The sequence below is a fragment of the Peribacillus sp. RS7 genome (assembly GCF_041956845.1).
Classification (GTDB): Bacteria; Bacillota; Bacilli; order Bacillales; family DSM-1321; genus Peribacillus.
Map to the genome: position 1 here is coordinate 5,105,683 of NZ_CP168135.1, position 16,532 is coordinate 5,122,214.

The following is a 16,532-nucleotide window of genomic DNA, read 5'->3' on the forward strand; positions in this document are numbered from 1 at the left end:
AGTATGAACCGGCTAACCTTTTAATAAGAACGCACCTTTAGCTTTTTGAGAGCTCGATTGTAAACTCACTTTTGTTTTTCCGTGGTTTCCAACCTATAAACACATTTCATGATGTATGGATTCCAAATTACTTGCCCTGATGTGATTGGATAGAGCTTCATTTATTAGGATTTGCTGTTAGGTTCCATACTTATTACGACATTTCCCTTCTTGTGTCCTTTCTCGACATATCTATGGGCTTGAACTATTTCTTCAAACGAATAATATCTGTCAATAACCACTTTTAACTTCCCCGCTTCAACAAGTTCTTTGAGGAAGTTCAGAGCTTCGGGGGTTTCAGGTGAATTTTGACTCAATATCAGCTTCTTGCTGGTTGTCAATTTAGTCCATAGCATTCGAACACCAGGTAACGGTACGGTGACATTTAGATAGGTTCCGTCCTTCTTTAGCGATTTCATACAAGCTGAAAACGGACTCTTGTTTACAGCTTCAAAGATAGCATCATAGGTCTCACCATCTCTGGAAAAATCCTCTGATGTGTAATCGATGACCTTATCGGCTCCAAGAGATTTTACCAATTCTAAATTCGTAGTACTGCAAACCCCGGTAACTTTTGCTCCGAAATACTTGGCAATTTGTACTGCATAACTTCCTACACTTCCTGAAGCACCATAGACAAGAACCTTTTGACCACTCTGAATGTTAGCTTTTCTAAGATAAAACAATGCTGTACGTGCCCCAATTGGTATGGCTGCGGCTTCCTCAACAGATAAATTATTGGGTTTAATCGAAACTGGTCCGTCTTCAGGCAGGCACTTATACTCGGCATAAGCACCATACCCCACTTGGGAAGCTGCAAAAACCTGGTCACCTGCTTTAAACAACTTGACATCTTTACCTACTGACTCAACTTCCCCAGATAACTCCAAGCCCAAAATGGATTTCTTGGGACGTCTTAATCCCATTATTATTCGAGCAGGCAGCCAAACAGAGAGGGGAACTGTAAAGCTCCGTGACCGAATATCCCCCATTGTTACCGTTGTCGCTTTCACTTTCACCAGTATTTCATTTTCCTTAGGAGTAGGCTTTTCTACCTCTTTCAGTTGAAGAACGTCAGGGGGACCGTACCTTGTGTACACAATTGCTTTCATTAATCCTCCTCCAATTCGTTAAATTCACTTAATATCTACGAATCTTCAATAACTGTTCTTAAACTATCTTGCTCCGTTAGCATTCCTGTAGAGGATTATATATCGGCTTTGAAAAAAATAGAGCCCCTCAGTATGATGAGAGTACACAAACCAAAACTCATCTTAAGGAGGAAGCTCACGAACAGCATATAAATATGAAGCGTTGAGACATGGGTGAGTAAGATCTCCGAGGGTGTCGTCAGAAAGTAAGCAGAAAATGGAATATTAAGGAGTTTAGGTTAATACCTTTGTTTCCCTCTGCCTTCATACTGCTCAAACGGTCAAACCCCTTTTTTATTCACTCTTTCTTACGATACCCAATGGAATGAAATCCAGCGAATAAGCGAGCATTCGTAAGAAATACTTAATTAACTTAGGGAGTTTTATATTGAAAGAACTAAACACTACATTCTGGCATCAAAACAAGGATTGATGTGAACTGGAATTATTAAATTTAAGTATTGCACTCTTTGTATTAATCCGCATCCCCTCCAATAAGCGATTTTGAATAATCTCTTTAAACGCGTTTACAATAGCTTACTCGGATCCTTGTATCTTCATGCCTCTTATAAGTACTTCAGCCACCTCAAGACGCGTTAACTCAAGTTTTCCTTCGAACATCAGCGGGTATATCATCTTTTTCGTTCACCGACAAGAGATGCAATAATAGTCCATCAACGGATTCCAATGCAGTTTTGCTAGTATTCATGTGCTCGGTATACAGGATTCCTCGTTCAATTTCTCTTTTTTACCGAATCTAAATAAAAGCAAATGTTTATCCCATTCTCAAATACTTCATTAAAAGTTTATTTGTTAGATTCCTTTTGAAACGTCATTTTGAAATTGTCGTTTATCTGGTCATTATTGATTGAACTCCATTCAAATTCTATTAAAAAAGCTATATATCCTCGTGAGGACATATAGCTTTTTATCATTTTTGGAATTGTAATTGATGCAGATTGGCAAAAATGCCCCCCTGCTTAAGTAAATCATCGTGACCGCCCTCTTCAGCAATCCCTTCTTCCGTAACTACAACGATTTTGTCAGCGTTTCGGATAGTTGCCAATCGGTGCGCGATGATTAACGTTGTTCTGTTTTCAGCTAGTTCAGTAAGGGCCTGCTGAATTATTCTTTCCGTTTCAGTATCAAGTGCAGAGGTTGCCTCATCGAGAATTAATATTGGCGGATTTTTCAAAAACATCCTTGCTATTGCAATTCGTTGTTTCTGTCCTCCCGATAATTTCAAACCACGTTCTCCTATTTGTGTCTCATAACTTTCTGGTAGTCCTTCAATGAAAGTCTCTAAATGGGCTTTCCTTGCGGCTTCCAGAATTTGTTCATCCGTTGCATCAAGCATTCCGTACGCAATGTTCTCTTTTACAGTTCCTGTAAAAAGAAACACATCTTGCTGGACAATGCCAATTTGTGACCTCAATGACTTTTTCGTCATCTCTCGAATATCGATCCCATCAATTGAAATTGAACCGGCATTAACATCATAAAATCGTGGGATCAATGAACATATGGTCGTTTTCCCTGCACCTGATGGCCCGACAAAAGCGATGGTTTCACCTGCTTTCATAGTAAGATCAATACCCTTTAACACGGATTTTTTGTCTTCATAATTAAAAGAAACGTCCTTAAAGGAAATATCCCCTAATAGGGTAGATACCGCGATTGCATCCTTTTTATCCTCGACATCAGGCGCTACATCCAGAAGTTCCGTAAAACGCTTAAAGCCGGCCATCCCTTTTGGATAGAGTTCCATCAACGCACTGATTTTGTCGATAGGCTTAAATAGTACGTTAACATACAAGACGAATGCAACCAGTTCACCATATGAGAGCTGCCCATGAAAAGTTAGCCAGGCTCCCATCACCAACACGGCAAGGGTCATAAACCTCGTCATCATGTAAATGCCTGATAAGCTAAAGGACATTACTTTATATCCTAGAAGTTTAGCTTTACGGAATCTGCGATTATTAGTAGAAAATCGTTTCATTTCATATGTTTCATTCGTAAAGGATTGTACAACTCTCACACCAGAGACGCTATCTTCCACACGGGCATTTACATCCGCAACTTCTGTATACATTTCCTTCCAGGCTTTATTCATCTTTAAATTACTTATGACAATTAATAAAACGAGGAATGGTAAAATACAAACCGATATGAGTGCCAGTTTCACATTGATTGTCAACATAATCCAAAATGCGCCTATAAAAGTCATGAATGCAATGAATAAATCTTCGGGACCATGGTGAGCAAGTTCACCAATATCGAACAGATCATTGGTTATGCGGCTCATGATATGACCGGTTTTCGTGTTATCAAAAAAACGAAAAGATTGTTTTTGCACATGTTCAAATAATTCCTCACGCATATCAGTCTCAATATTTATACCCAATTTGTGACCCCAATACCCTACGATGAACTGTAAGAAGGTACTAATGATATAAAGAAGGAACAAACCGGCACTTACCGTAACAATTGCCGACCAATCGTCCCCAGGCAGCAGTGTATCTATAAACCACTGAACGGCTAGCGGAAATGCGAGTTCAAGTACAGCAACGACCACTGCACTGAAGAAGTCAATAATGAATAACCGCTTATGCGGCAGGTAATATGAAGCAAAACGTCGAATCATCAAATTTTTCTCCTTTTATACATATATTAAGGAGTATAATTCCATATTCAATAATCAGCAAGCATTTCAGAACCGTCATGTTCATATTATGGTAAAATCATCTATATAAACCAGCCCAACCCGGCTCAAGCATTCTATTAAATGAAGGAGTGAATCCAGTGTAAATAAAAAAATCCATTCTAAATATCAATGGACTTTATTCTCGCAAAAGGATGGTATTCATGAAAAACACATCTTTTCGGTCCCTGTGGATAGGTCAGGCGTTTGCAAATCTAGGGGATATATTTTATGTAGTCGGGTTGATTTCACTATTATATACCTTAACGGGATCGGCTTTTTATTTGAGTTTGCTCCCTTTCACTACAACGATTTTTCGATTTATCAGCAGTCTGCTTGCCCCCGTTGTCATCGACAGGTTTCCTTTAAAAAGAATCCTTGTACAATCTCAATGGTGGAAAACTATTTTACTCGTTGTCCTAGGAATCTATATAACAAATACCAATCATGGTATTGCTGTTCCGGTTATATTCTTCATTGCCTTGATTTCATTATTGGATGGAGTCGCTGCCCCGGTTAGCGCAGCTTTGGTTCCACAATTAGTTCCAATGGAAGAACGGATGAAAGCGAATGGTTTCTTGAATGTGGTCACCCAGATCATCTTTGTAGCAGGATGGCCACTCGGTTCCGTTTTATTAATAAGTACCAACAGCAGTATCATTATTTGGCTAACGGTCATACTATTTGCCGGTTCAACGTTCTATACAGTAAAAATTGAAGTCTCAGGACAAACAACGGACACTGTTCATCCGTCAAACTGGGATTCGATTAAATCCGGATGGGTTGCGATTCGCCAAATTCCAACTATCCGTACACTAATTTCCATTGATTTTATCACAACTCTAGCTTCAAGCGTGTGGGTAGCTGCCGTTATATATGTGTATGTTGAACATAACCTGCAACTTGGTGAGGAGTGGTGGGGATACATTAACACAAGCTACTTTATCGGCATGATTTTCAGTGGATTGATCGTCATCCGTTTTGCCAAGTTACTAGAAAAATATATAGGATTCTTCATCACTTTCGGCCTATTTCTCAGTTCACTGTTGATCCTGCTTTTTGGAACTACCAATATTCCTGCTTTGGCTTTGCTGCTGGCATGCCTGTACGGTCTTCCGGAACAAATCCGGGAAGTGATTTACACAAAGCTATTCCAAGACCATGCTTCGGAAAAGACTCTTGCGAAAATTTATTCAGTTTGGGGAGCGGTCATCAATCTTACATTTGCCAGTTCTGTCTTACTGCTGGGTTATATAACGGAAACATACAGTGTCAAAACAACGTTCCAATTTTCTTCCATCCTGATATTCCTTGCCTTTCTTTATGCAATTTTTAAAAGGAAGGACTTACATGGGAAGGAGTTGCACTCAATCACTGTCAAGTCATCTAATATGCCTAGCTGATCCTGCATTCCTTTCGATTCACCGTTAAAGAAAAGGAGCCTTTGTTTTACATGGCTCCTTTCTTTTTATTGGTTTTAAGACCAGTAGAACACGATTGGCGCTCTTAAATCTTGCTTGGTGTGATTGGCTTGGCACTGAAAAAAGTCACACAACCAAACAAGCAAAAATATCCTCAACTTCTCTTATCTCCGCATGCACCCAATAATTCTATTTGATAATCAAGATATTCTGTTCGATAAACGCCCAATTCTGTGGGAATTCCAAACCTATCTGCCAATAAGTTGCACCTATCAGTTCATATGCATCAATCACTTCATATTTTGTACTTATCGAACGAATATCTTCAAACCACACAACATGATTCGAATTCTCTCTTCGATAAGTAAAGGTAGGTGAAGCCGCTGAAGTGTCAAAAGTGATTTCCGCCGCAGTTGCAATGGCAAGATTTTGGGCATTTTGAGCTGATAAAGCCTTTGTCTCATGGCTTGGGACTATCCAATCGTATCCATACATAGGAAATGCCGACTGCAATTTATACTCAGGTATTATCGACAATGCATAACGGAGAACCTCGCCCATCCACCAAAGTGGGGAAATTGGTTCAGGTGGGCCAGTCGGATACCCATAATCAATGGTCATCACGGCAACAAGGTCGGCTGCCTCTCCAATCCCCCGATAATCATGACCGCCTACAATTCGATTATCAGGATTATCCGCTGTTTTTGCATGTACATTCACATGCAGGATCAGTTCGTTCAACTCTTCCTTTAATTCTTTTAAAAAAAGCACATAATCAGAACGTCTGGCAGGCGGGATGAATTCGATGTCCATACTGACACCACCATAGCCTTTCTCCCTAACTAAATTCAGCATACTATTGATTAAATTCGCTCTGTATACTGGACTATTAAGGACACCACCCGCCAAGTCAGCATCAAAATCACCATCTTTAAAGTTCCGGATCATCAATAGCGGCGTCACCCCGGTCTGCTCGCATTTCGCGATAAGGGGGAGATCATCACCATCAGCGAATGCATAGCCTTCATTGGTAAAGGTATAAGCTACAATGGCTAAATAGGATAATTTATCACCATTCTCCTCAAGTGTTTCAAATACTACTCCGCCTGAAGCCGGGAAGGCAAACCCCAGCGTAATCAATTGATTTTTGTAAGGAGACGGTATCAAAATTTCCGTGCCGACCTTTAGCGCGTTCCCCACAATTCCTGGATTGGCCTTCGTGATTGCCGCTGCACTCGTTCCAAAACGAATGCCGATTCCAGAGAGGGTATCCCGACTTTTAATTAAATACCTCCGATTCACCACATTTTCATCTGGTATATACAGTGCCAGGCCAGGAACCAAAGCTGTTGATTCCAATCCATTGACTTCAATTATCTTCGATGGGTCAACTTTATTTTTCGTAGCAATTTGCCAAAGACTGTCTCCTTTTTTCACAATAATGATCGTCATTCAAAACCCTCCAAACCCCCTCCAAAAAGTTTATGTTATCCAGGTAATTAGATAGAACGAATTATCATATTTCCTAATGATGATGTCTTGGATTTTTAGTCTTCAGGTGGAAATTTTATAAATGGGGAGGTTTAAGTGAATTGGAATAAAGGATTACTAAAAAAGAGGCTGTCCAAAAAGGACACCCCCCATGCTACAGGACATCCACCGATTTCCTGTTTCAGCCATTCTTCCAAACATCAAAGCAAATTCTTAATATCGTAGAACTTCCCATTCTCCAAATCTTCCACTGCCAGAAGCTTCAAAAGTTTTTCTGCTACAAATTCAGGGCTCCTTAACATGCCCTTCTCTTTATAATCATGAAATTTGTCTCGATCGGAAAAATCCCGTTCGTCTGCTGACCGGATTGTCCCTTGCATCTCCGTGTCCATTACACCTGGTGAAAAAGATATAAGAGACGTAGGGAACGACACTTTACCCTGTTCCAACCCTGCAACCCGGGTGAACATTTCTAGCCCCGCCTTGGTACTGCAGTATGCTGCCCAACCATGATAAGGATTTTTTGCTGCACCTGAAGATATGTTCACCATTACCTTCTTTCGGTTCCAGTCCTTAGTCTGTTTAACGAATTCATCCGCCAATACGATGGGTGCCATGAAATTCACCCGCATGCTGGTTTCCAAATTTACTTTACCAAGGTTTCCTACCGGCTTTATCGGTTCAATGACACCTGCATTATTAATGAAGAAAATGTCACTTGTTTCATCGACAGCAGCAAGGATCTCATTGACCAAGGAAGGTAACTTTTCAGTTTCATTCAAGTCCATCGATATAAAAGTAAGTTTCGTCCCGGATTGGTCAGCCATCTCCTCCATTTCAGGATGAGCTGTACGGGAAACTAAAATGCAATGATCACTTGTCCGCAAACATCCCTTGGCAATCTCTGCACCTAAACCTTTTGAAGCACCTGTGATTATAAAAGTTTTCACGGCATTCCCCCCTTTTTTGAATCATTATCTATTGTACCAAAAGAAGCGGCCCATATAGTAAAGGGCCGCTTCTTTTGGTCGACAAAACGAGGTTTGGAATGGTCTCATTCCCTTTCACGATTTAATCGAGGGAATGAATACCACGCCTTAAAATAAGATTGGTTATACTTCAAGATTTTATGCGACACTCCTGCCGAAAAACTTGCTAGCCGAGACACCAGAGGAGACTTTGGCAGACAGTCAGCTGACAGGGAACGGATTTCTAAAACAGCTGGAATGTTTTTTAAATAAAAAAATGCAGGCAAACCCGCTTTTCTCGAGTTTGTCTACAGTCTGAAGCGGCCCTTATAGTAATGGCCGCTTATTTATTAAGCTATAAAATCGGTGATACCAGCCTAGCAATGGACTCTTTAAAGCGGATCCATTTTGATCGCTTTTCGAACTCTTCAATTGTAAGGTGCCTGCAGACTTCGACATCCTTATAAAAAATCCTTGTCAGTGTTTCGGCTATTCCTTCATCATATATGAAGGCATTGACTTCAAAATTCAATTTAAAACTTCGGACATCAATGTTAGCTGTCCCCACCGAAGAGACCTCTTCGTCCACCACGATCATCTTAGCATGTATAAAGCCGTTATCATAGATGTATATCTTAGCTCCTGCTCTTAATAACTGCCCTGCATTGAACGTTGTTGCCCAATAAACGAAAAGGTGATCAGGTTTATTCGGAATCATGATCTTTACATCTAATCCCGATAAGCTGGCAATTTTGAGTGCATCCAATAAACTTGCATCAGGTATGAAGTAAGGTGTTTGAATGAGAATCGATTTCTTTGCTGAAGAAATTAATTTAATATAGCCATTTTTAATTTGTTCCCATTCAGAATCCGGCCCACTTGTCACAATTTGCAAATCTATATTGCCTTGAGGCTTTAAAGTTGTAGGGAAATAATGAGGCTGATAAGTTATATCATGGTGCTTTGAAGCCTGATTCCAGTCCAGGATAAAACGTGTTTGAATGGCTTTGACAGCCGAACCCTTTATTCGAAGGTGTGTATCACGCCAATAACCGAATTTTGGATTAAGTCCTAAATATTCATCCCCAACATTAAAGCCTCCAACATACCCTACCTTTCCATCTATAATGACTAGCTTTCGATGGTTACGGAAATTCAACCTTAAATTAATAAATTTTAACTTGGATGGAAAAAATGCCTCCACTCGTCCTCCAGCCTGCCTAAATTCCCTGAAGAAACTTTTAGTCATTCCTCTTGAACCCAGCTCGTCATAAAGAAGGCGAACTTTGACACCTTCATTAGCCTTTCTAGTCAAAGCTTCAATGAATCGCTTACCTAGGCCGTCCCTTTGGATGATGTAATATTGTATATGAATATGGTTTTCGGCCTCTTCAATATCTTTAAAAAGCTGGTCAAACTTCCTTTTTCCTTCCGTAAAAATATCGACTTGATTATCTTCCGTAAGAACGGCATCATTGTTCCGGAGGTGCATATAAATCAAATCACGATAATTACTCGAAGAAGCATTTCGAAAGGGAAAATGATCCATAGAAAGATCTTCCATCTGTTTATCAAGGATTTCTTCAATTCCAATCTTCTTCTTGTCCTCCCATTGGAATAAGTGGGCGTGCCTTAAACTCGTTCCAAAAAGGAGGTATAAAATAAAACCGGCTACAGGCAGAAAAAATAACACCAATAACCAAGCCCAGGTCGTGCTCGCTTCCCTTCTTTCAAAAAATATGACAATCGTGGCAAATAATATATTAAGAATGATAACGAGGCCGAGCAAAACCGATGTAACATGCGTAAATTCCATAGCATACCCTCACTCAATTTTTATCCCTTTAAGGATAACATGCAAATTCTTTATATCAAAGGATTTGCTTATTAGAAAAGGAAAACAGAGAATTCACAAAAATAGGCCTCTTTCTGTAGAGGCCCATTTAAAGTAATCCATCCACCCGCACACTAAATTTTCCCAGTATGTCAGGTAGTCTTATAACCATTCTCTTAAAATCCCCAACTCACATTTATAAAAAATGCGAGTTTTTACCGACTTTTCACTAATAAATTCACAGCTTCTTTGACTAGCTCTTCGGGATTCTTTTCTCCGGTTTCATTAGCCTCACGAACGCATTCTACGAGATTGGAACTTACAATAACCCCAATTGTCCTATCGATAGCGGATCTAGTGGCAGATAACTGCGTTACTACATCTCTACAATCTTTGTTTTCCTCCATCATTTTCAATATCCCACGAAGCTGACCTTCAATTCGCTTCACTCTATTTTTCATCTGCTTATCATATTCCATGTGAGGTCGGCCTCCTACCCTGCCTATTACTTATGAATCCTATCCAGACATCCATCACAAAACCCATTCAGTATTAAATGAAGCTTGATAAAAATCTTACAATTTATAATACATACCACTTACGTATTTTTGTCAAGTGCCAATATCCTAGCTCCATATGTAATTTCTATTTTTCTACAAGAAGACTCTGTGCAACAGCCTCAGAAAACTCGATCGTCATTTGGGGAACATAGGTTTTTAACAAAGCATTTACTATAGGGGCTTTAGCTCCTTTTGCCGAGATAGCCAGGCAACCAGTCATTTTAGTCTGTCCATTTCCGCACTGTTCTGCAAGAAAATAACCATGCCCATCAAATTTTTCATTTAATCCCTTAAGTTTAAATGTTACCTTATCGGGTTCGTTCCATTCCAATATATTCACTTCAAGTTTAATTTTCTTTTTCATTAATCCCAAATCGCTTTTAAACTCCCATATAAGTGTCCCATCATTTATCATCACATGATTGATATATCCTGGGACAAGAGGTGCCCAACGATCTATGACACTGACAAATCCCCATACTGTTTTTATTGGAACAGGTAATATGATACTATGCACACCTTCTGACAAAGCAGTTCCCCCTTAAACATTTTACTTACATCTTTTTAATGTATGGCTGAACAATATTGAATAGAACGGTTAGATACGGAAACAAATTTTCACGATATTACCTCTTGGATTTGTTTTATATACGAGTTAAAAGATTTGGATCATTAAAAACCTTCAACCATTCAATTCAAAGAATCGCCCCTCTGAAATAACGGGACGATCCTTTTATGCCTTTTACTCGTTAATCGGACGCAAATTCTACCGTATACATATTCAATTTTGGATCAGGGTTAATCCAGGCGCTCTCAAACACGAAGACCACTTTATAATTTACGTAATCTGTATAAGTGACATAATACATTCCTTCTTGCTCCTCTTCACTTACAGGTTCACCAATCAATCCCTTCACCTTAGATAAATGAATCGTTTGCAATTGCGGATCAAAATCCTCAATTGCGATAATCGTTTTTCTACCTGTTGAGCCGTCATAGAGAAATCGGACATTACGGCTCCAATAATTAGCTGCAACAGTACTTAAATCTTCCGGTGTACCCCATTCTTTTTCCACTTTCTTCAACGAATCACCTACAGAAAATGGTTTACTGTTAATGGATTGTTGGGATTCATAGGCTAATCCCATGATCTGCCTAATCAAGAGATCTGGCGTGGACTGTGATGATATTGAAGCTGAAGAAGCAAAAACAGCCTGCCCACTAAACATGAAAAATGCCAGCATTAGAAATGTAAAGCTTCGGATAAAACGATTCACTTGTTTCAAAGCTATCCTCCCTTTTCTCGTGATAATGACTACTTATACTATTTTAACCGCTTTTCATTAGGGATCCCGAAAATTCAAGGTAATCCAGCAGTTCTATATATGCTCAATAATTGAGAATAATACCATCTTCAATCCTCTTAAACGTGTCATTCTTCACTCATAATAAGGACGTTATATCTTCAACAAAATGAAAGTTTTTTGGAACAAAAATTATTTGCCGTTTGGAAACTGGGCTAAATAATACTGTGCAAATGATTTAGACTGTTACTGAATGAATTGCCTATATCATTCCATTTGGTTTTACCTTTACTATTAATATTCGTTGGGATTTTGGACACATGCCATTCGTACTGAAAAAAATCTTTTCAAAGTGATGAGCATTTCAAAAGATTAAGAGTTGCTGTTTTGTTTCAGGAACGAAACCGGAATGATGGGAATGAAGTAGCCATTATTTGCAGAGGCTACTGAATCTACCGTAAAAACGAGTATAAATGCCTTTCTTCAAGCTATGAATTCCATTTACAATCAGGGGACATTGCATTTCATACAGTTGTGACGTCTTGTCTTAATTTAGTTTTTCCCATAAAACATAACACATCGTTACGATTTAGCTCTATCTCGATTTAATGACCCTTTCAATCGAAAGATTAATACCGATCATGCCATTTCAAGTGGACCACATTTCATTCTAATTGTCCTGATTTTAAAACTACGACTAAAACAATTTTATTTGGTTAACTTGATGCAAATGACGCCAGATACTGTCCAAACCCGCACAAAAAAAACGGTTGACAGCGTTTTCTTATAAAGATAGTATATTTATTACAAGTTAACGATGATGGAGATTTGGAGACTCATGCTTTAATAGACCTTTTAAACAAAAAGGGTGCTATTTAGGTGTGGGTTTTTTTATGTTTCAACATCGATACTTAACTTGGTTCAAAATTATAATAAGGAGGAATTGGATGCTCAAATTATTTAAGCCTGCCCTACCAGTGGAAAGATTACCTGAAGATAAAATAGATTCTGAATATAAGAAACTCAGATTACAAGTTTTCATCGGAATCTTCATTGGTTATGCAGCGTACTATTTAATTCGCAAAAACTTTACCATGGCAATGCCATATTTAAAGGAGGAAGGGTTTACAACTGGAGAGCTGGGTCTTGCATTATCAGCCATTTCGATTTCATATGGGATAAGTAAGTTTGTAATGGGAACTGTGTCAGACCGAAGTAATGCACGGTACTTCTTGCCAGTAGGATTGATTCTTGCTGGAATTGTTAGCTTACTTATGGGCGTCGTTCCATTTTTCACATCATCTGTTGCAATTATGTTTATCATGTTATTCATTAATGGATGGTTTCAAGGAATGGGTTGGCCTCCATCAGGCCGAGTACTTGTTCACTGGTTTAGTGTTAGTGAAAGAGGGGGAAAAACAGCGGTATGGAATGTTGCCCATAACGTGGGTGGTGGCTTAATGGCACCATTGGCGATTGCAGGTGTCTCCATCTTTGCAACATTTATGGGTTCTTCTTATTCAGGTTATGAAGGGATTTTTATACTACCTGCTATAGTTGCTATTATAATCGCAATCATTTCTTTTATCTTAATACGCGATACACCACAATCAGTTGGATTACCTCCAATTGAAGAGTATCGTAATGATTTTCCAAATAAAATGAAAAAAACGTTTGAAACAGAATTGACAACAAAAGAGATATTATTTAAATATGTTTTAAATAACAAATGGGTTTGGGCGATTGCGATTGCAAACATCTTTGTTTATTTCGTCCGTTATGGGGTACTTGATTGGGCTCCGACCTATTTAAGCGAAGAAAAAGGCTTCAACATGGACGAATCCAGTACGGCTTATTTCTTATATGAATGGGCAGGCATTCCGGGAACTTTATTATGCGGTTATATCTCGGATAAAGTTTTTAAAGGGCGTCGTGGACCGGCTGGGGTTGTCTTTATGCTAGGAGTATTAATCGCAGTCCTTGTTTACTGGTTTAACCCTGCAGGTAACCCAATGATTGATATTATTTCACTAATTGCGATTGGATTCTTAATTTATGGGCCTGTAATGTTAATTGGTCTACAAGCACTTGATTTAGTTCCTAAAAAAGCTGCCGGTACTGCAGCAGGACTGACTGGCTTATTTGGATATTTAGGTGGATCAGTAGCGGCTAATGCCATTATGGGATATGTAGTGGACTTTGCAGGTTGGAATGCAGGCTTTACTTTGATAACAATTTCTTGTGTTCTAGCAGTAGTGGTTTTTGCATTTACATGGAATGTTCGTGGACAGGAAGTAGTAAAAGGCTAATAAAGGAAACATTTAGCTCAAGCTTCCCCTTTAGATGTATTTCTAAGGGGGATTAATTTTTTAGGACAATAGCCAAAAATACCACAAAATAAACTTACAAGCCTCATTTATAATCTGAATATTCGGTTTTTTATCTTCGCACGCAGGTGTGCGTATGAATGAGCAAAATTTCATATTAAAATATTATTATACAATAAAAAACTATGCCTATAAACCAATGGTCCAATAGGCATAGTCATACCAACAAAATTATATAGTTTAATGTCTTCTACAAATTTACTGGTTATTCCCGATCGAAAAGAGATGCACCTGCTATACCAGGCTTTGTCATCTCATAAGGATTTAAAATTAAATCCAATTCTTCTTCAGTTAACACATCATACTGTAAACAAAGCTCGCGAACTGATTTTCCTTTTAAAATCGCTTCACGCGCAATACGTGAAACCACTTCGTAACCAAGGTGCGGGTTGACCGCTGTAATCACTCCAACACTTTGTTCGACATAATCTTTTAAATGTTGCTCATTCGCTTCAATGCCTTCTAAACAATAATCTGTAAAGACATTGAAAGCATTGTTCATAATGCTGATAGATTGCAATAAATTGAATACAAGCACTGGCTCCATTACATTCAACTCTAGTTGCCCCGCTTCTGATGCTAAGCATATCGTATTATCGTTCCCGATCACTTGGAAAGCGACTTGATTAATTAATTCTGGCATTACTGGATTTACTTTTCCTGGCATGATGGATGAACCTGGTTGACGAGCTGGAAGAGTGATTTCTCCTAATCCTGCTCTTGGTCCTGAAGCCATCAAACGTAAATCATTAGCAATTTTAGACATATTCATCATACATACTTTCAATGAAGCTGAAACTTCAGTATATGCATCCGTATTTTGGGTTGCATCTACTAAATGTTCTGCTCCGACAAGTGGCAATTCACTGATTTCAGCTAAATACTTAACAACATTTTCAATGTAACGCGGATCTGCATTTAATCCCGTTCCAACTGCAGTTGCTCCCATATTCACTTCATATAAATGTTGACGTGATTGACTGATTCTTTTTATATCCCGCTCTAATACGCGACTATATGCTTCAAATTCTTGCCCGAGACGAATTGGCACTGCATCCTGAAGATGTGTGCGACCCATTTTGATAACATGATCAAATTGTTTTGCTTTATTCTTTAGGACCGTACTCATCTTTGTCATTGTTTGTATTAACTGCTCTAATAGTCGTAGTGTTGATAAATGAATGGCAGTTGGAAATACGTCATTCGTCGATTGTGACATGTTAACGTGGCTGTTTGGACTAACATGAACATACTCACCTTTATTGTGTCCCATAAGTTCTAACGCTCGGTTGGCAACGATTTCATTAATGTTCATATTCATCGAAGTGCCCGCGCCGCCTTGAATTGGGTCAACGATGAAATATTCATGCCACTTTCCATCGATCACTTCATCTGAAGCTTTAACGATAGCGTTTCCAATACCTTCATACAAGCGTTTGGTATCCATATTTGCTAAAGCGGCTGCTTTTTTTATCATAGCAAGTGCACGGATCATTTCTTCATTGACTTTATAACCGGTAATCGGAAAATTTTCTACAGCGCGTAAAGTTTGTATTCCATAATAAACATCTGCTGGAATTTCCTTTTCCCCAAGAAAGTCTTTTTCAATTCGGTATGTTCTCTCATCTATCAACATTTCCTCTTGCCCCTTTGTTTGTTCTAGAATGTAATGTCCTCTGCAATCGGTGTTTCCATCAATTCCTTCACCTTTTTGGGATCCTGTGTCTTTGCTAATATCCACATCAACTTAGGAACGATGGCTTCTGTATTCATATTTCTGGAACGAATGATGACATTCTTATTTACTTTTCGTCCCACTTCGTATATATCCATATCCTCCCCTTCCTCTAAACATTGGGTAGTAATGACAATGGATATTCCACACTCGACCAACTCATTCAACTTCTCTAAAATATTTCTTCCTTGAAACGGAATACCTCCGCTCCCATAACTTTCAATTACAATTCCCCGGTATTGATTTTTCAGAAAATCAAAGAATTCGGGCTTAATCCCCGGATATAGCTTAACCAAAGCAACATCAGTACAAATGGAAGCATCTAACTTGGCTTCCTTATTCTTTGTTGATTGAACTGGCTTAAGATACTCAATTTTATCTTTTGATATGGAAGCAATATAAGGATAATTAATACTTTCAAACGAATCATAGCTTTTCGTTCTCAATTTAATGGCCCTTGTACCCTGGATAACTCTACCATCAAAAACTACATATACGCCTCCAATATCTTCACAAGCAAACCGAATCGCATCAGAGATATTTCTTTTGGCATCCGTCTTTTTAAAGGCAATTGGGATTTGAGAACCTGTAATAATAATTGGTTTCTCTAAATCTTGTAACATATATGAGAGCGCAGCTGAAGTGTAAGCCATCGTATCTGTCCCATGGGTGATCACAAAGCCATCGTAATCATGGTAGTGCTCATGGATGGATTGTGCCATTTCTGTCCAATCTTCCGGCTGCATATTTGTACTATCGATATTCATCAAAGGCTTACTATCAATCTGACATATATCTAATCCCGGAAGGTGACCTAAAATTTCGTCAGCTTTCATCCCTGGAACCAGTCCATTTTCCCCTTCTAACGATGCAATTGTACCACCGGTAGTAATTAACATCAACTTCTTAATTTTTGACTTCAATTTCTCCAATTTACT

The 16,532-nt window shown here is 38.8% G+C and carries 12 protein-coding genes and 1 pseudogene; 2 read left to right on the forward strand and 11 right to left on the reverse strand.

Annotation, left to right across the window (positions count from 1 at the left end; all coding sequences use genetic code 11):
* Nucleotides 1-164: 164 nt before the first annotated feature.
* The 3 genes and pseudogenes from ACDZ29_RS25285 to ACDZ29_RS25295 all read right to left on the reverse strand — a co-directional run bounded on the left by ACDZ29_RS25285 (nucleotide 165) and on the right by ACDZ29_RS25295 (nucleotide 3,837).
* Complete coding sequence (locus ACDZ29_RS25285; RefSeq protein WP_370015294.1) at nucleotides 165-1,151, reverse strand: NAD(P)-dependent alcohol dehydrogenase; 987 nt, start codon at nucleotides 1,149-1,151, stop codon at nucleotides 165-167.
* Nucleotides 1,152-1,794: 643 nt separating this feature from the next.
* A pseudogene (gene sat / locus ACDZ29_RS25290) lies at nucleotides 1,795-1,924 on the reverse strand (sulfate adenylyltransferase); the annotation flags it as partial.
* Nucleotides 1,925-2,121: 197 nt separating this feature from the next.
* Nucleotides 2,122-3,837, reverse strand: coding sequence for an ABC transporter ATP-binding protein (locus tag ACDZ29_RS25295; protein WP_375089061.1), 1,716 nt, complete (start codon nucleotides 3,835-3,837; stop codon nucleotides 2,122-2,124).
* A 221-nt stretch (nucleotides 3,838-4,058) separates the two neighbouring features.
* Here ACDZ29_RS25295 and ACDZ29_RS25300 point away from each other — a divergent pair, with 221 nt between their 5' ends.
* On the forward strand, nucleotides 4,059-5,297 hold the full coding sequence (locus tag ACDZ29_RS25300; RefSeq protein WP_375089062.1) for an MFS transporter: 1,239 nt from the start codon (nucleotides 4,059-4,061) through the stop codon (nucleotides 5,295-5,297).
* A gap of 207 nt (nucleotides 5,298-5,504) precedes the next feature.
* Here ACDZ29_RS25300 and ACDZ29_RS25305 read toward each other — a convergent pair whose 3' ends face one another.
* The 6 genes from ACDZ29_RS25305 to ACDZ29_RS25330 form a co-directional block, all read right to left on the reverse strand.
* Nucleotides 5,505-6,767 (reverse strand): LysM peptidoglycan-binding domain-containing protein, encoded by a 1,263-nt coding sequence (locus ACDZ29_RS25305; RefSeq protein WP_375089063.1) that lies wholly within the window; start codon nucleotides 6,765-6,767, stop codon nucleotides 5,505-5,507.
* Between the two features lie 239 nt (nucleotides 6,768-7,006).
* Nucleotides 7,007-7,756 (reverse strand): (S)-benzoin forming benzil reductase, encoded by a 750-nt coding sequence (locus tag ACDZ29_RS25310; RefSeq protein WP_375089065.1) that lies wholly within the window; start codon nucleotides 7,754-7,756, stop codon nucleotides 7,007-7,009.
* A gap of 373 nt (nucleotides 7,757-8,129) precedes the next feature.
* Nucleotides 8,130-9,590: a cardiolipin synthase gene (gene cls, locus ACDZ29_RS25315; RefSeq protein ID WP_289325305.1), complete on the reverse strand. Its 1,461-nt coding sequence runs from the start codon at nucleotides 9,588-9,590 to the stop codon at nucleotides 8,130-8,132.
* 233 nt (nucleotides 9,591-9,823) lie between these two features.
* Nucleotides 9,824-10,087, reverse strand: a complete 264-nt coding sequence (locus tag ACDZ29_RS25320; RefSeq protein ID WP_289325306.1) for a metal-sensitive transcriptional regulator — start codon at nucleotides 10,085-10,087, stop codon at nucleotides 9,824-9,826.
* A 166-nt stretch (nucleotides 10,088-10,253) separates the two neighbouring features.
* Entirely contained in the window at nucleotides 10,254-10,697 is a 444-nt protein-coding gene (locus ACDZ29_RS25325) for a CoxG family protein (RefSeq protein ID WP_289325307.1), read from the reverse strand.
* A 220-nt stretch (nucleotides 10,698-10,917) separates the two neighbouring features.
* Nucleotides 10,918-11,445 (reverse strand): DUF4309 domain-containing protein, encoded by a 528-nt coding sequence (locus tag ACDZ29_RS25330; protein WP_375091220.1) that lies wholly within the window; start codon nucleotides 11,443-11,445, stop codon nucleotides 10,918-10,920.
* Between the two features lie 974 nt (nucleotides 11,446-12,419).
* Between ACDZ29_RS25330 and glpT the strand changes: the two genes are divergently transcribed.
* Nucleotides 12,420-13,781: a glycerol-3-phosphate transporter gene (gene glpT, locus ACDZ29_RS25335; protein WP_289325308.1), complete on the forward strand. Its 1,362-nt coding sequence runs from the start codon at nucleotides 12,420-12,422 to the stop codon at nucleotides 13,779-13,781.
* Nucleotides 13,782-14,064: 283 nt separating this feature from the next.
* Here the strand turns inward: glpT and aspA are convergent, their stop codons facing one another.
* Both aspA and ACDZ29_RS25345 read right to left on the reverse strand, forming a co-directional pair.
* A complete protein-coding gene (gene aspA, locus ACDZ29_RS25340; RefSeq protein ID WP_370017055.1) occupies nucleotides 14,065-15,495 on the reverse strand; it encodes an aspartate ammonia-lyase in 1,431 nt (476 codons plus the stop codon).
* A 23-nt stretch (nucleotides 15,496-15,518) separates the two neighbouring features.
* Nucleotides 15,519-16,505, reverse strand: coding sequence for an asparaginase (locus ACDZ29_RS25345; protein WP_375091221.1), 987 nt, complete (start codon nucleotides 16,503-16,505; stop codon nucleotides 15,519-15,521).
* Between the last annotated feature and the right edge of the window lie 27 nt (nucleotides 16,506-16,532).